Consider the following 20962-nt stretch of genomic DNA (forward strand, 5'->3'; position numbering starts at 1 on the left):
CATCGTTCGGGGCCATCCACGCGGGTCACGACTCGCGCTGAGGCTCCAGTTGCTCGCGTCCGTCTAGCCGCACTCGACCCAGCGGGCTGCCGATGGACTCGGCGGGGTAATCGGGGAGGCGGCCGAGCCCCTGAAGGACGAACTTGTCCTGTATGCGGTAGAACCACTCCACCGGTAGGGCCCGGAACACCAGGGAAAGCCGGCCCGGCCGTTCTCGTTCGTAGTAAGTGAGCAGCACTTCGTCATCGACGAAGGTGAGGCTGGGATAGGAGTAAGCGCGGGAGGGGTCCCCCTCGATGGTGCGGTACCGGTACCACTTCTGGCCGCCATCGCGGGAGATGGCGGAGCGCAGCGGCGACCGGATGCCTCCGTGGTCCACGCCCGGGTCGTAGTTGTCGTTCCAGACCAGCAGCAGGTCCTCGGACTGGGGCAATCGGGCGATAGCCGAAGGGGCCTCGGGGGCCACTAGAGCGCTCATCTCGGGCGGGGCCCAGGCCTCTCCGCCATCGCTGGACCGAGAGAAGTAAAGACGCCCCAGCTGGCTGCGCAACACCATGAGCAGGGAGCCATCCGCCAGCTCCACCACCCCGGGCTCCATCGCTCCTCGCCGCGGCAAGTCCACCGCGTTGCCGTGGCAGTGCCAGGAGAGGCCGTCGTCGTTGGACACGAAGCACAGGACGACGTGATGGCCGGCGCCCTCGATCGGGCCGCGAGCATCCTGACAGTGAGAGACGGGTGCAAGCAGGCGGCCGCTCGAGAGCCGAACGGCGCGGGCGTTGCACATCACGTAGTAGCCCTGGCCGTCGGTCACACGAGTGGGCTCGCCCCAAGTCTGACCCTGATCGGCGGAACGTTTCACGTACACCTGCAGGTCGGTCGGGGAGTTCTTGCGCAGGTAGAACAGCAACAGCTCTCCCTCAGGCAGCTGGAGGAGGGAAGGCGACATGCAGTTAACGTCGGCGTCGTTGGGTTGGAGGACCAAGTCCTCCGACCAGGTCCGCCCTCTGTCAGAGGAGTAGCGTCCCACCACCTCCGCCCGATCGAAGTCGGAGGATCCGCCTTCGAACCGGGTGTATGCCAGGAGCAACCGGCCGTCGGGCAGGACGGCGATGTCTGCCTCGGTGTTGCGTGGATGGCGTTCGGTGGCTGGCGCAATGACCGATCGGTACAAGGCGACACCTCCTTCGCTGGGGTAGACAGACGCCCAAGGCGGTGCAGGGGACGGGGGTCCATCGCGGCGGCAGGCGCGCCGTCGGCTGGGCAGGACCGTCCCCGAGCCTGTGAGTGCCCTGGCGATGCCCCATGATACCCGAAGTGAGGCGCGCGGTCGAGGCAGCCGCTGGGGGCCGCATTTCGCTCTCGGAGCAGGGCGTACGCCGGCACTCAGGCCGACGCCATGGCGCCCAGGCCGCGCACGAAGAGCCCACGTCGCCAGACGCGGAGCCAACCCAGGGGGGTGAGCCACGTCTCGAGGCTTCGTGCGTGCCGCGCTTGCCCGCAGATGCGCCCCCGCGGGGTTCAGAGGAAGTCGAGCGGGTCCACGTCCACCCGCCAGCCGGGTGGCGGGGGCTCGTGGCGGAGCAGGTCCTGCGCTCCCTCGCCCCTGAGAAGGACGTGCCAGCGGTAGCGGCCACGCAGGCGGGAATAGAAGCAGGGGGCGGGGCCGATGACTTCCAGGTTGGGCAGGCCCTCCCGCCGTATCCGCCTAGTGAGGCGCCGGGCCAGGATGAAAGCGGCTTGCTCCGCCTTGCTGGCGCTGCTGCCAGTGTACAAGAGCCGCACCATGTGCCCGAAGGGGGGGTAGCCTAGGCGCCGCCGCATGGCGATCTCCCGGGCGTAGAATCCCTCGTAGTCGTGCTGGGCGGCGGCCCGAATGGCGTAGTGGTCCGGGTGGTAGGTCTGGATGATGGCATGGCCTCCCCGCTCCCGGCGGCCGGCGCGCCCGGCCACCTGGGTCAGCAACTGGAAGGCGCGCTCCCCGGCCCGGAAATCGGGGAAGAAGAGGGAAACGTCGGCGGAGACCACGCCCACCAGAGTCACCAGGGGCAGGTCCAGCCCCTTGGCCACCATCTGGGTGCCGACCAGGATGTCAGCCTGGTGGCGGAGGAAGGCGTCCAGTATCTGCTCGTGTCCCCCTCGCTCTCGCGTTGTGTCCCAATCCCAGCGCACCACCCGGGCCCCAGGGAAGGCGGCGCGAGCGTAGGCTGCCACTCGCTCCGTCCCGGCGCCGAAGTGGCGGATGCGAACGCTGGCGCATTCGGGGCAGGTGCTGGGAGGGACGTCGCGGCGGCCGCAGTGATGGCAGATGAGGGAGGGCGACGGCGAGTCGGCGGCGCCGGTATGGTAGGTGAAGGGGAGGTCACAGCGGGGGCAGCGGGCGACGTACCCGCAGTCTCGACACATGACGAAGGTGGAGGTGCCGCGGCGGTTGAGAAACAAGATGGCCTGCTCGCCCTGGGCCAGGACCGATCGCAGGGCGGATTCCAGACGCCGGCTGAGGATGCCGGTGTGACCGGCGCGCAGCTCGGCGCGCATGTCCACCACCTCCACCGCCGGAAGGGCGGGGGGCTCGTCTGGCCCATAGCGACGGGGAAGTGAGAGGAGCTGCAAGGCCCCTCGAGCGGCAGCCCGGTAGGTGCACACGTCCGGGGTAGCGCTGCCCAGCACCACCACTGCCCCGGACTCCTGGGCTAGGCGGAGGGCGGTGTCGCGGGCGTGGTAGCAGGGGCGGTTGGCCTGCTTGTAGGATGGATCGTGCTCCTCGTCCAGGATGATCAGTCCGCAGCGGGGTAGGGGCATGAAGAGGGCCGATCGAGGCCCCACCACCACGTCAGCCAGGCCATCGCGCACGTTGGTCCACTGGTCGTAACGCTCGCCCGGAGTGAGCTGGCTGTGCTGTACCGCCACCCGGCCTGGGAAGTAGCGACCGTACCGGCTGAGGGCCTGGGGAGTCAGCGATATCTCCGGCACCAGCGCCATCGCTTGCTTTCCCTGAGACAGGGCGTGCTCGATGGCGTGGAGGTAGACTTCGGTCTTGCCGCTGCCAGTGACTCCCTGAAGGAGCAGAGCGCGAGGCCGGCCGCCGTCCAGTGCCTGCACTATGGGAGCCAGGGCCAGGGCCTGGTCCTCGGTCAGGGTGGGGAGAGGGGAAGGCTCTCCGGAACGGTGGAGGAACCGGTCCCGGTAGTAACGGCGCTGCTCGATGGCGACGATGCCGGCCTCGGCCAGCCGCTCCACCGAGGCTCGGCCGCAGCGAGCGGCGCGAGCGAGATCTGCCAGCCACATGGGGCTCCGCCTCTGAACCAGCTCCTCCAGAGCACGGCGAGCGGCCCGGAGGTTGGCGGCGGCTATGACCCTCTCTCGGGCTTCCTCTGGCGGAACCCGAAGGGCAACCACGCCCAGGTCTTTGTGCTCCTCCACGAGGCCGAGGGAGACCAGACGCGAGAGCTCCTCCACCTCGAAGCCCAGCTTCTCCAATTCGGGCATGGTCCGGGGGCCTGCCGAGCGCAGGCGCTCCAGTGTCTCCCGGTAGGGCTGGGTGTCGTCGGCTTGTCTGCCCGGGGCGCTAAGCAAGGTGGCCTCGGGCAGCAGCGCCACAAGGTCCTCGGCGGCAAGCTGCCTGACTTCGGCGAGGGAAGCGCCGGACCGCTCCAGCACCTCGTCCAGGGGCACCAGGGGGCTGCCTGCCTCGTCGGCCTCTACCAGCAGAAGGAGAGCCAACCACCGCGGCCCTCGGGCCGCCGAGCGAGCGAGGTAGTGCAGCGCTTCTCGAGGCTGGGCCAGAAGACGCACCGCCGGCTTCCAACTGGGGCCAACTCTGGGCGGCGCCAGGCGAGACACCCGTTGGACCGCGCCCCGCTGTACCAGCGACTCCAGAGCACGGCTCACCGCGGGTGCGGCTCGAGTGCCCCGAAGGAGAGACTCTCGCGCCGCCAGCGAGGCCACCTGCTCTTCTGTCAGATCTCCGTGACGTTCGAGGAGATCCAGCACCCGCAGCTGCAGAGGAGTGAACCGATCCCGGCGCCGCCCGACGTCCTGCTGCTCCCTGGTCCCGGCCCGGTAGACGCTCTCGACCCGAGGGGCAGAGCCCGGCGGGAGGAAGAGACTTAGGCATTCGTAGATGGGAGCCAGGTAGTAGCGGCTCATCCACCGAGCCAGGGCCAGTTGTTCCTGAGTGAGGACGGGACGGTCGTCCACGATGTCAGCGATCTGGCGCAGCTTGACGTCCGGCGGGTTCGTGTCCAGAGCCATTACCACGCCAGCGACGTGCTGGGTGCGAAAGGGTACCCAGACCCACTGGCCGACCCGGATCCGCCCCGCCAGCACGTCGGGTACAAGGTAAGTGAAGACGCCGGTCTCCGTCTCGCTGCGGGTGGTGTCCGGGCGCGCGGCGCCTGGTTGCGCCGGCACCTGCACCGCCACGTCAGCGCAGCGCATGGCTGGGTTACTCAGGGGGCAGGAGAACGGCGGAGACGTAGCCTACCACGCGGCTGCGATCCATCCAAACATCGCCCGAGTTGGCGTATTGGAGGACGCGGACCCGAGTTGCCCCCAGGGCGCGGCACAGAAGCATGGCGGTGTATATAGGTCCGCCGCCACAGGCCTCGGCCTCGCCCCGCTCCAGCATGCGGGCTAGCCCGTCGGGATCATAGGCTTCCAGCCGTTCGATCAGCCCTCGATCCAGCTCTACGGCGGTGTCGTAGTCGTGGAAGTGACTGAGGTCGCTGCTGGCCACGACCAGCGGCTGCCGCTCCCGCAAGAGGGGGGCAAGGGCGGAGGCCAGGGCCTGCCCGGAAGACGGGCTCTGATCGCCCATCATGATGGGCAGGAGATCGAATTGGCCCAGCGTGTGCTGCAAGAAGGGCAGCTGAATCTCCAGCGAGTGCTCCTCGTCCACGCTGACCCGAGTCACGGGCAAGACCGATCCCAGCGCAGTCACCAGATCCTCATCCACGGGCACCAGCCCTAGAGGGCTGGAGTAGTAGCGGTAGGAGGTGACGGCATAGGGGCCGAGGGGCCGACGATGCAGAGGAGAGAGAATGACGACGGGATCGTAGATCTGGCCCTCGATCTGGCGGTAGGCCTGAGCGGCCACCCCTCCGGAGAAGCGAATCCCGGCGTGGGGGACGACGAGGCCCAAGGGACGGCCCAGGTCCATGAAAGGTGCTTCGGCCAAGAGCGACTCGATCTGTCGTCGCAGTCGGGCGGCAGAGGACGGGTACCACTGGTCGTCGGCGAACTGCGCCGGTCGTATCTCTGAGGGTTGAGCCACTGACATTACTGACCTCCGTAACCTTGCGGCCTTCAGGCATCCAGGCGGAGGCACCACGAGGGCGCGGCCCAGGCGGGATACTGCCTCCCCGAGGGACGAGCCCGGCACTGCCGCTGCCCGCGGCCCTTGCGATCAGGCCGGCTGCCGACGCCCCCGGTGGAGGCAGAGCTTCTCCGCCGTCATGATGCTGGCGATCTGGGCGGCGGCCTGCTTCAGGGCGTCGCGGCGGTTGATCACTACGTAATCGAAGTCGGCCAGTGCTTGCAGTTCGTGCTCGAGCTGAGCCAGGCGATCGGCCAGAGTGCGGCCGTCCTCACTACCCCGGCCATGCAGCCGACGAAGGTGTTCCTCCTCGCTCTCGGCCATCAGAAAAATGAAGACCGCCTCGGGGAGCAGGCCACGGAGCGTCCGCGCTCCCTGGACGTCCACCCGAAGCACGACGTCCTGCCCGCACTCGAGCGCCCGGGTAAGCTCCCAGCGAGGGACTCCCTTGTAGTCGCCATAGACGATGGCATGCTCCAAGAACTCTCCTCGTTCCAGACGGCGCTCGAATTCCTCCCGGGTGAGGAAGTGATAGTCGCGCCCGTCCACCTCGTCGACCCTGGGCGGGCGGGAGGTAGCGGTGACGACGAAGTGGATGGAGCCGTCAAGGGAGCGAAGCTCCCTTATGACAGCGTCCTTGCCGGCGCCGGACGGGCCGGAGACGACCACCACGATGGGGCCTGGTTCCCAGCAGAAGCTCCCGCCCTCCTTTCGGAGATAAGGGATACCCGGCACTGGGCGCTGGGCGGAGTTACTCATCCGCAACCTCGGGGACCGAGCGGCTCTCCAGGCGCCCGGCCACCGTTTCCGGTTGGAGAGCGGCAAGCATCAGGTGACCGGAGTCGAGGAGGATGATGGCTTTGGTCTTGCGACCGTGAGTCACGTCCACCAGCAAGGACTTGCGCTCCGCCTGTTCCATGAGTCGGCGCACGGGCGCGGAGCCGGGCCGGATCACGGCCAGAATCCGGTTAGCGGCGACGTAGTCTCCGAAGCCTACGTGGATCAGCTGGGTCGTCATCTCTCACTGGCCTCTTGTTAACGTAGACGTGAACCATTATAATCGCCGGTCTGAGGGCGGAACAACCCTCCCCGGGGCCGCCGGCAGGTCGGCCTGTCTGCCGGGCATCATGACATCGTGTGGAATTGGCTGGTACGACCGCGTTGGTAAGCCCTCGCCGAGCGAGAGGGCGAAAGGACAGCGTTGTGGCTCGGAGCAGGCGTCCCGACAGAACCTGGTACTTGATAGCCGGATTCGTGGTGGTGTTGGCCCTGGCGGCGCTACTGGTTTCGCGGCAGCCGTTCGCCGGCCCTCTGGACTTCGCGGTGCGGGTGCCGGCGTTGGTGGGGTACCTGGCGGTGTTCACCGCCTCGCTAAGCTCCGCCTACTTGCGGGAGATGCTGCGCCTTTTCGGCCGTCCCTTTCTCGCCGTGCACCACTACGTAGCGGTGACCGGGTTGGCCCTGCTGACGGTGCATCCCATTTCGGTGGCGGTGCGCATGTCATCTCTGGACGTCTTCGTGCCAGTGGTAAGCTCGGTGAGGGGCTTTCTCCAGTGGGGTGGGAGGCCAGCCTGGTACCTGCTGGCGATCGCCAGCGCCGCGGCGCTATGGCGGCGCCCGGTGGGCGATGCCTGGCGGCCTCTGCACATGCTCACTTACATTGCCTTCTGGCTGGCGACGGCGCACGCGATCATGATGGGGCCAAACGTGCAGGGGCCGATCATGCGCGGCCTGGCGGTGGCTATGGCGCTGGTGATGGTGGGGGTGCTGGCGCGCAAACGGATGCAGGAGACCGCGCGGAGGCGGCGCCGGGGATAGCGTCCTGTTGGGCAAGGACCGCCAGCTGCCATGCAGCGGTGGCGCGTGCGCCTGCCCTAAGGAAACCGACCATGGGCGCGGCCTTCGGGGGCCGGTGTGCCGGCCGATGCAGGCGGCCGGCGGGTGTGCTGAAGTGAAGCCATGTTGACGCTGAGTGAGGTAGGCGACGCTATGCCTGTGTACGAGTACCGCTGCGCTGGATGCGGCAGAAGGGTGACCATCTGGTGGCGATCAGTGGCGCAGATGGAGCGAAGCCGGCCCACTTGCTCCCGCTGCGGTAGCGAGGAGCTCCATCGCCTAGTCTCCCGTGTGGCTGTGGTGCGATCGGAGGAGAGCCGGCTGGAGAGCCTGGCGGATGGTGGGCTGGAGGGTCTGGACGAGGAAGACCCGCGGGCCCTGGGGCGCTTGATGCGTCAGCTGAGCCAGGAAACGGGCGAGGACATGGGCGAGGAGTTCGACGAGATCGTGGGCCGCCTAGAGGCGGGAGAGGACCCGGAAGAGATCGAGAAGTCCATGCCCGAACTGGCGGGCGACGACGTCGGCTACGAGAGCGGAGACTCGTTCGACCCCGACTTCTAGTCAATGGTGGATGGCGAACAGGGACGGGCGCCCGGGCGGGCCCAGGGGCCACTATTCACTATCCACTGATCACTCAATAGCGCTCGAAACGCTCCACGTTGAGCACGAACACGGTGGCACCGCCGATCTGGACCTCGATGGGATTGGGGGTGTAGAGCTCCCCGGGCTCCATGATGGGCGGTAGGGGGCTGACGTACTGAGTGCGGGTATGGCTGCTCTGGCGGATGATGCGCAACACCTCGTCCACCTTCTCGTCCTCGGTGCCCACGAACATGGTGGTATTGCCCTCCCGCAGGAAGCCGCCGGTGGTGCTGATCACAGTAGCGCGAAACCCCCTGGTCACCAGCTGATCCAGCAGCCCGCGGGCGTCGTCGCTATTCACGATGCTTATGATCAGTTTCATGTCCTAGTGCCTCCTCCAGGATTGCGTCTACATGTTGGCGAGCGGCCATGGCGACCGCATGCGGGGCCTGGGTAGCATCAATGATGCGCCATCGCTGCGGCTGGCGAGCGGCCAGCTCCAGAAACCCGCGCCGCACTCTCTCGTGGAAAGCCAGGCCCTCGGCTTCCATGCGGTTAGTCTCGTTGGCGGCGGCTTTGCGTCGCAGCCCCACTTCGACGGGCACGTCCAAGCACAGGGTAAGGTCCGGTTCCAGCCCTCCGGTAGCGAACCGATTCACTGCGGCCAGCTCCGACACCGGCAGCCCGCGGCCATAGCCCTGGTAGGCCAGGGTCGAGTCCGTATAGCGGTCGCAGAGGACGACGCGGCCGGCGCGAAGAGCGGGCCATATCCGGCTTGCCACCAGCTCGGCTCGGGCGGCGCAGAAGAGAAGGGCCTCGGTGCGGGCGGACAGCTCCCCCAGCTCCCGATCCAGCAGGAGGTCCCGGATGCGCTCGCTGATGATGGTAGCACCGGGCTCCCGCAAACACAATGCCTCCACCCCGCGCGACGCGAGGTAGCGACGGAGCAGCTCCAGCTGGGTGGTCTTGCCTCCCCCCTCGGGGCCCTCGAAGGTGATGAACTTCCCCCGGCGGGCGGCTCGTTCGGTCGTGAGCTCGGCGGGGACCAAGGTGCTACCGGGGTCGGCTGATGCGAACCCGGCGATAGGGTTCGCTGCCTAGGCTGTAGGACACCAGGCTGGCCTCGCGGGCCAGCAGGTGCTGCTGGCGGCGGATCTCGCTACTCTGGGGACTCAGCTCCACCGAAGGAGTCCCCTGCAGGACCCGGCGGATGGCGGCCTGAGTTTCCTCCAGCGGGCCCCGCTGCATCTCCGCCTGCTCGTAGGGGAGGTTGAACATGGTGGCCAGGGAGCCACGGATCTGCTCTCCCGTGTTGGAGCGCAGGACGTAGACGGGCACGTTGCGCCGCTCAGCCTCGGTGATTGCCTGAGGGTGGCGGCGATAGTGATTCCGGAGGGTCATGACGGCGTCCGCCTCCTCCAGGCCTCTAGCGATTCGGGCGGGAAGGTTGAGGTCCTGGACTGCGTCCCGGAAGCGATTGTGGCTCACCCCGTAGAGGAAGACAGCCAGCTGCTCCTCGGGGCGGAAGGTCTCGCGATGAGGGGTGGGCACGGTAGGGCGGGGCTCCTCGGCGGCGGGCGCGCCAAGGCGGGCCTCCTCGATGTGCACGCGACCCTCCTGGTCCCGGTAGCGGACCTCCGGAGGGAGAGGTCGGGCGCGCAGAAGGGCGTCCACTGCCGAGGCCACATCATGGTGGACCACCAGACGGTCCCGGTTTACGATCTCGATGACCACGTCGAAGGTGGGCGGGGCCTTGCGCTCCAATATGGATTTCTGAGTGCCGCGACGCCGGGCCTCTTCGTCGGACAGGGTCACGCTCTGGATGCCGCCCACCAGGTCCATGAGGGTGGGGTTGAGCATGAGGTTGTCCAGGCTGTTGCCGTGCGCCGTGCCCACCAGCTGGACCCCGCGCTCGGCGATGGTGCGAGCGGCAGCGGCCTCCAGCTCGGTGCCGATCTCGTCAATCACGATGACCTCGGGCATGTGATTCTCCACCGCCTCGATCATCACGGCGTGCTGCAGGGTAGGCTTGGGCACCTGCATACGGCGCGCTCGGCCCACAGCCGGGTGGGGTATGTCCCCGTCCCCGCCGATCTCGTTAGAGGTGTCCACGATGACTACGCGGTTCTCCTCTGCCAGAACGCGGGCCGCCTCTCGCAGCATGGTAGTCTTTCCCACACCGGGACGGCCCAGTAGAAGGATGCTCTTCCCGCTGGTGACTATGTCCTTGATGATGTCTATGGTGCCGTAGACGGCGCGGCCCACGCGGGCGGTTATGCCGACGATGCGGCCGTGCCGGTTGCGCATGGCGGAGATGCGGTGCAGCGTGCGCTCGATGCCGGCTCGGTTCTCGTCGGTGAAGGTGCCAATGCGAGAGACCACGTACTCCAGGTCGGCTTCGGTGACCTCACGCTCGTCAAGTATGGCCTCGCGATCGAAATAGCGAGCTTCGGGGACGCGTCCGAGGTCGAGCACGACCTCGATGAGATCGTCCCTGCCGTCTATGCGGCGAATGGCTGCCTCCACGTGGGGTGGAAGGACGGCCAGAAGGGCATCCAAATCGTCTGTTATCCTGACTTCGCTCATCATACCACTCGGCTGCCGATGCGATTCCCAACGCCTGTGGGGCAACACGCATCGGCTTTACTGCTAGTCTCGTTGACGGCCGGGTTCAGCCCGGTATCCACGGCTCCCTGCAAACGAAGGACAGCTTCTTCCAGAGCCGGGCGCACGCAGACCACGGTGGGCCGCACGGTCAGGGCCCGGTCCATGGCGGCAGCGAACCCGCGCTCAACCAGCGCCGGCGCCAGGCGCTCCTGGTAGTGGCGCACGCTGCAGAACAGGGGCCGGTCGGGCCAGCGCGAGATACGGGCGAGGGCTTCGTCCACCAGCTCGGCCGCCAGGCCGGTCGAATCTGGCCGCAGGCTCACGCGCATCCAGTGGGCCTCGCTCCCCCGACGGAGGCTAAGCTCGGCCCGAAGCCCAGTGTGATCTTCGACCACCAGGGTTCGTGTCCACCCCTTCCCGCTCCACTCGTCGGGGGGCACCTGCCACCCCGCGTGGAGCAGCCCTTCGGCCTGCTGGACGCGGATGGGGGTGATGGCGGCATAGAGGCGCTGCATGGGCCAGAGATCGCGCTTCTGCAAGGGGCGCAACCGCTGGCTGGAGTTTCCCGCCCCGCCCGGCACGGCGTCCAATCGGTAGATCGTCTCCAGGGCGTAGCGCGTGTAGCCGTTGCGACGAAACGCAGCTTCGGCCGGCCCATCGGCAGGCATAGCGGCGAAGACGCGCGCTATCCCCTGGGCTGAGGCCCAGGACGCTACCTGGGCCAAGAGCCGATCCCACACCAGCGGAGCCTCGTCCCCTGACGGAGCGGGAGCGATGTAGAGCAGCTCCGCTGCCGGGCGCCCATGGAGGAGCCGCAGTTGCACGAAGCCTCTCCTGGCATCCGGGTCCTCGGGCTCGGTGGCCACGTGGGTGATGACGGAGGCGCCATCCAGCGACAGGGCCGAAGCCACCGCTTCCCACAGAGGAGACCTCTCTGGCCCGAGGCTCGCCTCCGGGCAAAGCGATAGCCCGTGATGCTGAAGGCTGTGCAGCGCCAGGAGGTCAAGCAGACCCATGTGCGACACCGACCTTGCTAGAGATAGCTGTCCTAAGTGCAGGCAAAACGTCTGTACCTGAACCGACTCGACCAGCTCTATTCTACCTTTGACCACCGGCGTCTGCAACCGACTCGGCAAGGGGTCAGGACCGGGGGTCAGGTCCCCGAGGGCAAGACCGGGCGGACCGTTCGGGGCACTGAGGAGAGCTCCAGAGCTACACGCTGCCAGACAGCCAAGGCCCCATGAGGAGTCCGCGCCCCCGAGACGCGGTGGCGGCCCTGATGTGGGGCCTGGCGGCCGGGGCCCATCCGCGCGAGGGCGCGCGCACTCCTTGAGGGTGGGCGAACACCAACCAGCCGAGGAGGCGAAGCTGGCCCTTCGGCCCGCTCTCACAAGAGGGTGCATTCTAACCTTTTTCTTATGATTGCGGGCGTCGGTCCTAATCTATCTCTGCTAGCATAGCCCGGATCGAGCTGGTGAGTGACCGGCGGAGGTGCACATCTTGCTCAGGCGAACTCCAATTGTTGTAGCAGTCGGGCTGATCCTCGCCCTCGTGGCCTCCCCCATCCAGGCTCAGGAGCCGGAGCCGGTGGGGACGGAGTCATGGACGGGGGGCAACGGCTGGTGCCTGGAGGGACTGTGCTTCCGCGCCTGGGCGCTCCCGCGGGGTGTGGAGGTGCGGTGGCTGGTTGAGCCCGAGAGTGCCACGCCGCTGGTGGTGATGCGCACCCAATTGCAGCCGGCTATGGGCGCCCACCCGGCGCCGGTGGCCCAGAGCGATCACTCTGGCGAGTTCACCTACCTTGACGATCAGGTGGTTCCCGGCGCCATCTATCGCTATGAACTGGTGCGGCCGGGAGACTCGATCCAACTAGGTCCCCCTCTCGAAGCAGGGCTGGCGGCCCAGGCGGTAGATCCAGGCGGGAACAGCGGCTGCCGGGTGTACTTGCCCCTCACGCTGAGCCACCGCTAGGCCGGGCCGCCTCGGCAGCGGCGTCTCGCCCGGGCCTCCGGAGTGCGCTAGTCCTGGCCCAGGAGCCAGGCCCCCACGTTGCCCACCAATAGCCCGATGAGCACCGCCAGGACCAGGTCCCACTGGCCCAGGCCGGCCAGGACCAGGACCGCCATCAAGATCAGCATGCTGAGCCAGAAGCGTGGCCTGGCGGCGCCTCTAGTGCTGCCTTTCGGTCTGCGCCTGGTCAGAGGCCATCCCTCCCCGATCGTGGTCGCGCCAGTATAGAACGCGGACAGCGCTGGGACAACACCGACGTTCGCTGGTGTTCCTTCTTGGCGCGTCTGCCATTGGCGGAGAGCGACGGATCATGAGGGTCATGAGCGTTCCGCCCCCCCCAAGTTGACAGGCGATCGAGCGGGCTTCTAGCATACTCCTGCTACGCGCTCGAGCTGTAGAAGGAGAAGCATGGAGGAGATCAGCCGCTTCGCTCAGGCGGTGTCGGCCAATGCGGGCCGGGTTATCGTGGGCAAGGAGAAGGCGACCGAGCTGGTGCTGGTGGCCATGCTTTGCGAGGGCCACGTGCTCATCGAGGACGTCCCCGGGGTCGGTAAGACGATGCTGGCGCGGGCTGTGGCGGCGTCGCTGGGCCTCAGCTTCAAGCGCCTGCAGTGCACCCCGGATCTACTGCCCAACGACATCACCGGCGTGTCGGTGTACAACCAGGGTTCGGGGCAGTTCGAGTTCCGTCCTGGGCCGGTGTTCGTCAACGTGCTGCTGGCCGACGAGATCAACCGAGCCACACCCCGGACTCAGTCGGCCCTTCTGGAAGCGATGGGCGAGCGGCAGGTGACGGTGGATGGGATAACCTACCCTTTGGAGCCTCCCTTCCTGGTGCTGGCCACCGAGAACCCGGTGGAGTACGAGGGCACCTTTCCCCTCCCCGAGGCGCAGCTGGACCGGTTCTTCCTCCGGCTGAGGCTGGGCTATCCCAAGGGGCAGGAAGAGACACGCATGCTCCGCAACCTGCAGCGAAGGCACCCCATCACTAGCATCGGACAGGTGGTGGAGGGCAAGGAGCTGCCCCGGCTGGCAGAGCTGGTGTGGGAAGTCTACGTGGACGACACCGTGGTGGACTATGTGGTGCGCCTGGTCCAGGCCACCCGCGAGCACCCAGACCTGACTTTGGGGGCTAGCCCCCGGGGCAGCCTGGCCCTGTTCAAGGGAGCCCAGGCTCTGGCGGCCATAAGAGGGCGAGACTTCGTCAAGCCTGACGACGTGAAGGAGCTGGTGGAGCCGACGCTGGGGCATCGGCTGATCCTGAAGCCGGAAAGCACGCTTCGGGGCCGCACAGTGGAGCGCGTACTGGCCGAGGTGCTGGAAGCCACCAGGGTGGACATCGGGGAGGGGGGTGGGTAGTGGTGAGTGGTGAGTAGTGAGTAGTGAGTGGTGAGTGGTGAGCGGTAGGTGACGCGATCGCCTTGCTGTCAACTGCTCACTATCCATTAGCCCAGGAGTGACGCGGTCTCGTGGACATGGGGCTTTTCATAGTCGTCCTGTTCCTAGTGGCCGCCCTCATGCGCGTGGATTTCTTCTTTTACGTCCTCTACGTCTTCTTCGGGGTGTATCTCCTCTCCCGGGTGTGGGTGCGGCGGGGGTTGGCTCAGGTGCGGGTGGAGCGCCGGACCGAGGAACGCTCCTTCTGGGGCGAGCGCCACCGGGTGGAGATCCGGGTGGTGAACGACGGGTGGCTACCGGTGCCCTGGCTTCACCTGCAGGAGCGTCTACCCCAGCCGTTGGGGTTCCCGCCGGTGCGCAACCACGCCGTGAGCCTGATGCCTCACGAGAGCACCTCTTTCAGTTACGAGCTCGACTGTCGCAAGCGTGGTTACTACGAGATCGGGCCCCTTCGTCTGAGCAGTGGGGATCTGCTGGCCGCTGGTGCCGAGGCCACTGCCGAGGCGGGAGTCACCACACTGACGGTATACCCCCGATTGGTGGCGCTGGAGGACCTGGGCATGCCTTCGCGCTCGCCCTTCGGCACTGTGCGCCAGAAGGCTGCCATCCACCGCGACCCCACCAGGGTGGGCGGGGTACGGGACTACCGGCCGGGGGATAGCCTGCGGCACATCAACTGGAAGGCGAGCGCAGCCGTGGGTCGCCTGCAGACCAAGCTGTTCGACCCGGTGATCAGCCTGGATACGGCCATTCTGCTCGACCTGGAGCGGGCGCACTACCAACCCGGCTACGCCGTCACCACCACCGAGCTGGCGGTGAGCGCCGCCGCCTCCATCGCCAGCCGCCTGACCGTACAGGGCCAGGCCTTCAGCTTGGCCAGCAACGGACAGGACCCTCTGGCGCTGGACGGGGGCAGGGGTCCTTCGCTGCCCCTGCGCTCGGGCCAGGCGCACTTGATGGCAGCCCTGGAGGTGCTCGGCCGGGTGGAGACGCGCGAGGCGGAGCCCTTCGAGAGCTTCTTCCAGAGGCAGGTCCTGAGCCTATCCTGGGGATGCTCGGTGCTGGTGGTGAGTGGCACAGGAGAGGGCTTGCTGGGCGGCGTGCTCCAGTTGCGTCGTTCCGGGTTCCGGGTGGTGGCCGTCCTGGCGGACTACCACGCTGACCTGGAGGCATCGAGCCGTCGGCTGGAGCAGGCCGGAGCCACGGTGTGGCGGGTGCGGCAGAGCCAGGCGTTGGCGCGGATGGCTCTGTGAACGAGAAGGGTAGGCGGCAGGAGATACGGTTGTCGCTGGGAGTGTGGTGGCGGCTGCTGCTGACCTCGGGGATGATGTACCTTGCCTTTCTCACCCTCCTGGATGCAGTGCGCGCCCTGGGGCTGCCCTGGCGAGGTGGGTATCTGGGGCTGGCCACGCTGCTGGTGCCCCTGGAGTCGTACCTGTCCCACCGCGCCATCCAGCGAAGGGAGCTCAGGGGCAGCGACCTGACCCGCTACCGGGCGGCGGAGGCCATGACCCTGACCTTGGCCCTGTTGCTGCTGCGATTCGCCTGGCAGGGCCTGCCCCGCCTCGGCGGTCGGGTGGAGCGGCTTCTGGACCTGGAGTTCTTCTTCGGCACCGGGGTGCTGTTGGGGTTCTGGGGCTTGGCCAGCGCCCTGGTGCGCTGGTTCGAGGAGATCGAGTTTCACCCGGCGGAGAAGCCACCGCCGATCACCTCGCCGGAATACGACTTGTGGCTGAGCAGCCCGGCACGACGGGTGCAGCACACAGCTGCCTTTCAGCGGGTGGTGGGCACCTTCCTGGCCGGGGGCATCCTCATTCTGATGCTGGCCGGCATGGCCCGGGTGGACCCGGCCGCCATCATTGACTTCCGCCGGGGCACCATCCGGGCTCTGATCCTGCACGTGCTGGTGTACTTCGTTCTGGGCCTGGCCCTCATCGCCGAGGCCAGGCTGACGCTGCTGCGCACCCGGTGGCAGCACGAGGAGGCCGAGGTCTCCCCGGCGGTAGCCCGCCGGTGGCCGGCGCTGGTGACCGGGCTGCTACTGGTAGCTCTGGTGGTGGCGCTCGTGCTGCCCGTGGACTACTCGGTGGGCCTGCTGGAGGCGCTGTCCTACGCCCTGAACCTGGTAGCTTCGGTGCTGGTGACCGTCGCCTACATCGTCCTCTACCTGCTGGGGTTGCTGCTCTATCCCTTGCGCTGGCTGGTGGCTCAAGGGAGCGGAGATGGAGCCCCTCCGCCGCCGCCTCCCATGCAGATGCCGCAGGCCGAGCCGACGGGCGCGGGAGGACCGCCGCTGCTGGAGATCCTAAAGACGGTGGCGCTGTGGGCCATCGCGGTGGCTATGGTGGCCTACGCCCTACGGAACTTCCTCCGGGAGCACGGAGCCAGCCTCCGCGGGGTAGGACTACTGCGACCTCTCCTGGACGCCTTAGCCCTGGTGCTCAGGGCCATGCGGTCGCTGCTGGGCGGGGCGGCGCGGGTGGGAGCCACTCTGCGTGGGACGGTGGAGCGGCGGCTGAAGGCGGCTCGCCGGGTGGCGCCGCCACGGTGGCGGCCCCCGCGGGGGATGGGCCCGCGGGAGCTGGTGCGGTACTACTACCTCTCGACCGTCAGGCGAGGGAGCGACGTGGGGGTTCCTCGCCGGCGCCACCAGACGCCGGAGGAATACAGCCGGCGCCTGCGGGAGCGGGTGCCGGAGGCGGACGAGGACCTGGAGGCTCTGACCGTGGCCTTCGTGGAGGCCCGTTACAGCGACCATCCCCTGGACCAGGCCTACGCCCGGGGCGTCCGACCCCACTGGGAGAGCGTGAAGCGGGCCCTGCGCCGGCTTCGCGGCACGTCGCCGCCGGAAGGCTCCTGACGGGCGGCGACGCCTTGCCCGTAACGCTCTACAGTTCTGCAGCCCGGAGATAGGCATGAGCGCGGTCCTGCCTCGCTCGTTCTATGCCCGCGACACAGTGAGAGTGGCCAGGGAACTCCTAGGGATGGTGCTGGTGCGCGACCTGGGTGGCCTGCGCGTGAGCGGCGTCATCGTAGAAACGGAGGCCTACTGCGGCGAGCGAGACGAGGGCAGTCACGCCTATCGCGGGCTGACCCCTCGCACCCGAGTGATGTTCGGCCCGCCGGGACAGGCGTACGTGTACCTCATCTATGGCATGCATTACTGCCTGAACACCGTCACCGAGAGCGAGGGGGCGGCGGGCGCGGTGCTGGTCAGGGCGATCCACCCACTAGAGGGCCTAGATGAGATGCGGCGGCGCCGGGGGCGACCGGACCCAGAGCTGACCAATGGTCCGGCCAAGCTGTGTCAGGCACTGGGCATTGACGGGGCCCTGAATGGGGCCGATCTGTGTATCGGACGGGAGCTGTGGTTGGAGAGGGGCGCGCCGGTGGCCGACTCCCAGGTGGCCGTGGGGCCGCGGGTGGGCCTGAACGTCTCCGAGGAGGCGCGCGCTCTACCCTGGCGCTTCGCCGTTGCCCACGATCCCTGGGTCAGCCGGCCCCGGCCACCTGTGATGGGGGCTTGAAAGGCATATATGCATATGCTATCATGGCAGCGGAGGCATCCATGAGACGAACCACGGTGCTGCTGTCGGAGGAGGATTGGCTGGGGCTCAAGAAGCTGGCCCAGCGACAGGGGCGCAGCCCCTCTGAGATGATCCGGGAGGCGGTGGCCGCCTACGTCACCGGCCGGGCGGGCGAGGAAGAGGCCTCTTTCGTCGGGCTAGGATGCAGCGGCTGTGCTGACGTGTCCCGGCGGCCGGACGAACACCTGGGGCGGGGCTGATGGCAGCCCTGGCCAGCACCGGGGGCCTCTACGCTCTGGCTGACCGGTCGGACGCGGGCCACGTTGAGGCGGTCCGGGCCCTCGAGGCCACGGGAGGGGCCTTGGTGGTCTTGGCCCCGGTGCTGACCGAGACGGTGAGGCTGGCCACCAGATTGCTGGGACGGGAGGCAGGTATACGCCTGCTGGACGCGGCGCTAGCAGGGGAACTGGTGTTCCAGCCCCTGGACCGGCGGGACCTGCTCCTGGCCCGCGACCTTCTGGAGGAGCACCAGGGCCTGTCCCTCACTGGTGCCCTAGTGGTGGCCTCGGCCAAGCGACTGGGGCTGGAGAGCGTGCTGTGTCTGGAACCCGACCTCAGGAGGGCGGCGAAGGAGCGCGGTTTGTGTCCCATTCCGCCGGAGGGCTAAGGTGCTGCGGTTGGGGACGGGGCCTCGGCTGCTAAGCAGGCCGCGCCTGCTCACTCACGACACTCGCGTACCCGTGGAGCGGCGTCATCTGAGCCTGAGCCTAGTGTGCCTGTGGGATCTGCTCCGCCAGGCGGCTGCCCTCGACATCGGGGTGTACCGGGTGTCGTCTCACCTGGTGCCTGTAATCGGCCCGGAGGATGGGTCTCATTTCGCCCGCCAGCTAGAGGAGTGCCGCGACATGCTCGCGTGGCTGGGCCGGCGGGTAGAGGAACTGGGGGTGCGGCTGACGGCCCACCCCATGCTCCAGATTCAGCTGGGAAGCGAGGACGACCGGGTGGTGGGGATGGGGCTGGCGGCTGCCGAGGCCTGGGCGGCGCTGCTGCAGGGGCTACGCCTGCCGAGGGAGTCGGTGCTGGTGGTGCACGTGGGAGGTGGGGGGACGGACCCCCGCCGGGCTGCGGAAAGGTTCATCGGCAATGCCCTGCGGCTGTCCCAGGAGGCGCGGGGGCGGCTGGCGGTGGAGAACGATGATGGCTGCTGCTCGCTGGAGGAGGCGTTGTGGGTTGGCGGCGAACTGGGGATTCCGGTGGTCTTCGACTACCTTCACTGGCGCTGCCACAACCCCTCCGGCAGGGGCGGGCGCGAGGCGGTCAGCGCGGCGCTGGCCACCTGGCCGGAGGGTGTGCGCCCCAAGCTGCACTTCTCCTCTCCCGAGACGGGCAGCTCTCGGCGCCCTCCCAGCCTTCGACAGCACGGGGAGTACCTGGACCCCTTCGCATTCCTGGATTTCGTGGGCTTGCTGCCTCCGGGCTCCGGCTGCGACATCATGCTGGAGGCGGGGGCGAAAGACCTGGCTCTGCTGAAACTACGCCGGGACCTGGCGGGGCTAGCCCGCCGGGAGGGAAGAGGTGACGCCCGATCGGAGTGGGCGGGAGGGCAAGCTGCCGGCTGATGGCGATGCCCCTGTGCTGGTGGCGGTGCTCAACAACCGGGAGGACATGCGCCGAGTGCGGGAGGAGGGCTGGTACCGCATACCTCTGGGGCGCGCCCCTACCCCTTTGGCGGCCCACTACCTGGCCCTCTACCTGACGGCAGCCTTCGGGCCCGAGCGCTGGTCGGTGCGCTACCTGGCCGAGATCGAGAGCTGCGAAGTGCGCTCCAGGCGGGAGCTCATCCCCGCCGAAGCCAATCATCCTCGGGCTCAGGACCTATACCTCTGCCTGCGCCTCGGTCCTCTGCAGGAGCTGCAGCGGCCGGTTCCCGCCCGAGCCCTGCGCCGAGTCGCCTTCATCCCTACCACCCTGCAGCGGCTGCTCCAGGCCGAGGACGTGCGCGACCTCTGGGGAACGGCTCACGAGGGGGCAAGGCGCCGCCCGGGGGTAGTTCAGCGCTGATGGGCTAAGGACTTGACCGCGGCGGCCGGCCCCTCGGCACCTGCAGTTACCCCGCCTTGCGGGAAGCCTTCAGGAGGTCGGACACGTCAATGACTAGCATGCCGTCTTCCTGCTGTGCCACCCGCCGGTAGGCGGTCGTGGGCAGGAGCCCCACCCGACGCAGCGCACCCCGGGCGGAGGCGATCCAGGTGTTCTGGGGACCGAGCTTGCGCACGCGAAAACCACTTTCCCCGCTTACCGCCTTCCTCACAGCGAGCAGCCCCTGCTGGTGATCTATGAGAATCTCCACTTGGTCCGGTTCTTCCAGCGCTCGATGCGCTGCCAGATTCCACGTCACCCCGCCGGATTTCTGAATGGAGATAGTGGGCTGATCCGTGCCGCGATATACGCCCGGCTGAAGCGGTTCCCAGCTCATGGCTTACCTCCTTCCACAATAGCACTAATGGAAATATGTACCACATTCGTACCAGGATTATATGGTACATCCAAGACCCTGGCGTGGCAAGGACTTCGAGGGGATTCACCGCCGAGATCACAGAGGTCACTAACAAGAAGAACACGGCGGAGAATGGGGAAGAAAGCACGAAAAGTGGGAAAAGGGGGATGGCTAGCTTAGGCCTTACTCAAAGACCTTCCATATCCATCTGTAGCACTACAGTCTCTCTCCTGCATCATTGCCCCTTCCTCCGCTTCCCGCGTTTTCAGCGTTCGCCTCCCCGCTCAGGGGCCGACGTATCCCCGATCGCGGAGGACGGCCGCTAGATCGGTGCCCCACGCCAGCGGTGGCCTGACCTGGGCGCGGAAGACTACCAGGGCCTCGGCCGTGTCGCCGTACGGCCCCTGGGCCAACACAGTTCCGCCGGGCCCAACCGCCAAGGAGCAGCCGATGCATTGCCTCCCCGCCCAGACGCCGGCCTCGATCGGGCCGACGTTGCTGACTCCGACCACGGTGAGGTCGTACAGGCGAGCCAGCTCGGTGTAGGCTTCCAGCCAGAGGGCACCGTAGGGCTTTGCCTGATGATCGTAGTCGGCCTGCACCGCCCAGGCGGAGGGGGAAAGGAGCAACCTTGCCCCCATGCGGGCTAAGGCGTGGCCGAGGGCCAGCGAAGAGGGGAAGTTATCGGCACAGATAGACAGGGCCATGGTGCCGATGGGGGTGTGTGCCACGCCCAGGCGGTCCCCGATGGAGTAGAGGTCATGGGCGATGGCCAGCTCGTTTATCTTGCGGTGCTTGAGGAGGATGTCGCCCTGGGGAGAGAGCAGGACGGCGGCGTTGTACACCTGCTCTCCCTCCCGTTCGGTGAGTCCGGCGGCCACGTATACGCCCGATTGGCGGGCAGCGTGGCCGAGAAGGGCGCTGCGCTCTCCGGGTATGGGCTGGGCCAGCTCCCGGGCGGCGGGATGGGTCCAGCCGACGTCCAGGCACTCAGGAAGGACCACCAGATCGCAACCCTCGCCGGCCGCGCGCTGGATGACGTCCACGGCCCGAGCGAGGTTCTCGGCCGGGCGGCCGCCCCGGACTAGCATCTGGCCCATGCCGACGGTGACCTCGGCTCCCGGCCAGGGAGCCGAGGTCGCAGTGGTTCTCATGGTGTCGCGCCCTTGGCTTACCAGGGGTCGCCGTCTG

General features: G+C 67.7%; 22 protein-coding genes. 11 read left to right on the forward strand and 11 right to left on the reverse strand.

Annotated features, from left to right (window positions below; all coding sequences use genetic code 11):
- Window positions 1-25 precede the first annotated feature (25 nt).
- The 5 genes from HPY83_08605 to HPY83_08625 all read right to left on the reverse strand — a co-directional run bounded on the left by HPY83_08605 (window position 26) and on the right by HPY83_08625 (window position 6332).
- Entirely contained in the window at window positions 26-1171 is a 1146-nt protein-coding gene (locus HPY83_08605) for an exo-alpha-sialidase (protein ID NPV08008.1), read from the reverse strand.
- Window positions 1172-1518: 347 nt separating this feature from the next.
- On the reverse strand, window positions 1519-4437 hold the full coding sequence (priA, locus tag HPY83_08610; GenBank protein NPV08009.1) for a primosomal protein N': 2919 nt from the start codon (window positions 4435-4437) through the stop codon (window positions 1519-1521).
- A gap of 7 nt (window positions 4438-4444) precedes the next feature.
- Complete coding sequence (amrB, locus tag HPY83_08615) at window positions 4445-5278, reverse strand: AmmeMemoRadiSam system protein B (GenBank protein NPV08010.1); 834 nt, start codon at window positions 5276-5278, stop codon at window positions 4445-4447.
- A gap of 126 nt (window positions 5279-5404) precedes the next feature.
- The gene (gene gmk, locus HPY83_08620) at window positions 5405-6073 is read right to left on the reverse strand and encodes a guanylate kinase (GenBank protein ID NPV08011.1); all 669 of its coding nucleotides are present in this window, start codon (window positions 6071-6073) and stop codon (window positions 5405-5407) included.
- Window positions 6066-6332: a DUF370 domain-containing protein gene (locus HPY83_08625; GenBank protein NPV08012.1), complete on the reverse strand. Its 267-nt coding sequence runs from the start codon at window positions 6330-6332 to the stop codon at window positions 6066-6068. The genes gmk and HPY83_08625 overlap by 8 nt, the downstream gene beginning before the upstream one ends.
- Window positions 6333-6517: 185 nt before the next feature.
- Between HPY83_08625 and HPY83_08630 the strand changes: the two genes are divergently transcribed.
- Both HPY83_08630 and HPY83_08635 read left to right on the forward strand, forming a co-directional pair.
- Window positions 6518-7132, forward strand: a complete 615-nt coding sequence (locus HPY83_08630; protein NPV08013.1) for a hypothetical protein — start codon at window positions 6518-6520, stop codon at window positions 7130-7132.
- Window positions 7133-7273: 141 nt separating this feature from the next.
- The gene (locus HPY83_08635; protein ID NPV08014.1) at window positions 7274-7711 is read left to right on the forward strand and encodes a zinc ribbon domain-containing protein; all 438 of its coding nucleotides are present in this window, start codon (window positions 7274-7276) and stop codon (window positions 7709-7711) included.
- A 73-nt stretch (window positions 7712-7784) separates the two neighbouring features.
- Here HPY83_08635 and HPY83_08640 read toward each other — a convergent pair whose 3' ends face one another.
- Genes HPY83_08640 through HPY83_08655 form a run of 4 tightly spaced genes read right to left on the reverse strand, consistent with a single transcriptional unit; the run spans window position 7785 to window position 11451 of the window.
- Window positions 7785-8114, reverse strand: coding sequence for a hypothetical protein (locus HPY83_08640; protein ID NPV08015.1), 330 nt, complete (start codon window positions 8112-8114; stop codon window positions 7785-7787).
- Window positions 8086-8781, reverse strand: a complete 696-nt coding sequence (locus HPY83_08645) for a dTMP kinase (GenBank protein ID NPV08016.1) — start codon at window positions 8779-8781, stop codon at window positions 8086-8088. Before HPY83_08645 ends, HPY83_08640 begins: the two co-directional genes overlap by 29 nt.
- A gap of 4 nt (window positions 8782-8785) precedes the next feature.
- Window positions 8786-10318 (reverse strand): hypothetical protein, encoded by a 1533-nt coding sequence (locus HPY83_08650; GenBank protein ID NPV08017.1) that lies wholly within the window; start codon window positions 10316-10318, stop codon window positions 8786-8788.
- Window positions 10318-11451, reverse strand: a complete 1134-nt coding sequence (locus tag HPY83_08655) for a hypothetical protein (GenBank protein ID NPV08018.1) — start codon at window positions 11449-11451, stop codon at window positions 10318-10320. Before HPY83_08655 ends, HPY83_08650 begins: the two co-directional genes overlap by 1 nt.
- Before the next feature lie 388 nt (window positions 11452-11839).
- Here HPY83_08655 and HPY83_08660 point away from each other — a divergent pair, with 388 nt between their 5' ends.
- From HPY83_08660 to HPY83_08700, 9 genes are all read left to right on the forward strand, one after another.
- Window positions 11840-12310 (forward strand): hypothetical protein, encoded by a 471-nt coding sequence (locus HPY83_08660; protein ID NPV08019.1) that lies wholly within the window; start codon window positions 11840-11842, stop codon window positions 12308-12310.
- A 447-nt stretch (window positions 12311-12757) separates the two neighbouring features.
- Complete coding sequence (locus HPY83_08665; GenBank protein ID NPV08020.1) at window positions 12758-13708, forward strand: MoxR family ATPase; 951 nt, start codon at window positions 12758-12760, stop codon at window positions 13706-13708.
- A gap of 110 nt (window positions 13709-13818) precedes the next feature.
- Window positions 13819-15000, forward strand: coding sequence for a DUF58 domain-containing protein (locus HPY83_08670; GenBank protein ID NPV08021.1), 1182 nt, complete (start codon window positions 13819-13821; stop codon window positions 14998-15000).
- Window positions 14997-16607 carry a DUF4129 domain-containing protein gene (locus tag HPY83_08675; protein NPV08022.1) on the forward strand — a complete coding sequence of 537 codons (1611 nt, stop codon included), beginning with the start codon at window positions 14997-14999 and terminating at the stop codon, window positions 16605-16607. The genes HPY83_08670 and HPY83_08675 overlap by 4 nt, the downstream gene beginning before the upstream one ends.
- A gap of 55 nt (window positions 16608-16662) precedes the next feature.
- Window positions 16663-17274, forward strand: a complete 612-nt coding sequence (locus HPY83_08680) for a DNA-3-methyladenine glycosylase (protein NPV08023.1) — start codon at window positions 16663-16665, stop codon at window positions 17272-17274.
- Window positions 17275-17315: 41 nt separating this feature from the next.
- Window positions 17316-17534, forward strand: coding sequence for a CopG family transcriptional regulator (locus HPY83_08685; GenBank protein NPV08024.1), 219 nt, complete (start codon window positions 17316-17318; stop codon window positions 17532-17534).
- The gene (locus tag HPY83_08690) at window positions 17534-17941 is read left to right on the forward strand and encodes a PIN domain-containing protein (GenBank protein NPV08025.1); all 408 of its coding nucleotides are present in this window, start codon (window positions 17534-17536) and stop codon (window positions 17939-17941) included. Before HPY83_08685 ends, HPY83_08690 begins: the two co-directional genes overlap by 1 nt.
- A gap of 1 nt (window position 17942) precedes the next feature.
- On the forward strand, window positions 17943-18893 hold the full coding sequence (locus tag HPY83_08695) for a hypothetical protein (protein ID NPV08026.1): 951 nt from the start codon (window positions 17943-17945) through the stop codon (window positions 18891-18893).
- The gene (locus HPY83_08700; protein ID NPV08027.1) at window positions 18850-19335 is read left to right on the forward strand and encodes a hypothetical protein; all 486 of its coding nucleotides are present in this window, start codon (window positions 18850-18852) and stop codon (window positions 19333-19335) included. Before HPY83_08695 ends, HPY83_08700 begins: the two co-directional genes overlap by 44 nt.
- Before the next feature lie 46 nt (window positions 19336-19381).
- On the opposite strand, the gene HPY83_08705 is transcribed toward HPY83_08700, so the two are convergent.
- Window positions 19382-19750 carry a hypothetical protein gene (locus HPY83_08705; protein ID NPV08028.1) on the reverse strand — a complete coding sequence of 123 codons (369 nt, stop codon included), beginning with the start codon at window positions 19748-19750 and terminating at the stop codon, window positions 19382-19384.
- A 305-nt stretch (window positions 19751-20055) separates the two neighbouring features.
- Complete coding sequence (locus HPY83_08710; protein ID NPV08029.1) at window positions 20056-20925, reverse strand: carbon-nitrogen hydrolase family protein; 870 nt, start codon at window positions 20923-20925, stop codon at window positions 20056-20058.
- Window positions 20926-20962: the final 37 nt, after the last annotated feature.

This window comes from Anaerolineae bacterium (assembly GCA_013178015.1).
Lineage (GTDB): Bacteria > Chloroflexota > Anaerolineae > DRVO01 > DRVO01 > Ch71.

Coding starts and splice junctions, on each gene's coding strand:
- HPY83_08680 (NPV08023.1), top strand. CDS start 16,663: ATGAGCGCGGTCCTGCCTCGCTCGTTCTATGCCCGCGACACAGTGAGA.
- HPY83_08650 (NPV08017.1), bottom strand. CDS start 10,318: ATGAGCGAAGTCAGGATAACAGACGATTTGGATGCCCTTCTGGCCGTC.
- HPY83_08685 (NPV08024.1), top strand. CDS start 17,316: ATGAGACGAACCACGGTGCTGCTGTCGGAGGAGGATTGGCTGGGGCTC.
- HPY83_08635 (NPV08014.1), top strand. CDS start 7,274: ATGTTGACGCTGAGTGAGGTAGGCGACGCTATGCCTGTGTACGAGTAC.
- priA (NPV08009.1), bottom strand. CDS start 4,437: ATGCGCTGCGCTGACGTGGCGGTGCAGGTGCCGGCGCAACCAGGCGCC.
- amrB (NPV08010.1), bottom strand. CDS start 5,278: ATGTCAGTGGCTCAACCCTCAGAGATACGACCGGCGCAGTTCGCCGAC.
- HPY83_08625 (NPV08012.1), bottom strand. CDS start 6,332: ATGACGACCCAGCTGATCCACGTAGGCTTCGGAGACTACGTCGCCGCT.
- HPY83_08705 (NPV08028.1), bottom strand. CDS start 19,750: ATGAGCTGGGAACCGCTTCAGCCGGGCGTATATCGCGGCACGGATCAG.
- gmk (NPV08011.1), bottom strand. CDS start 6,073: ATGAGTAACTCCGCCCAGCGCCCAGTGCCGGGTATCCCTTATCTCCGA.
- HPY83_08665 (NPV08020.1), top strand. CDS start 12,758: ATGGAGGAGATCAGCCGCTTCGCTCAGGCGGTGTCGGCCAATGCGGGC.
- HPY83_08640 (NPV08015.1), bottom strand. CDS start 8,114: ATGAAACTGATCATAAGCATCGTGAATAGCGACGACGCCCGCGGGCTG.
- HPY83_08710 (NPV08029.1), bottom strand. CDS start 20,925: ATGAGAACCACTGCGACCTCGGCTCCCTGGCCGGGAGCCGAGGTCACC.
- HPY83_08690 (NPV08025.1), top strand. CDS start 17,534: ATGGCAGCCCTGGCCAGCACCGGGGGCCTCTACGCTCTGGCTGACCGG.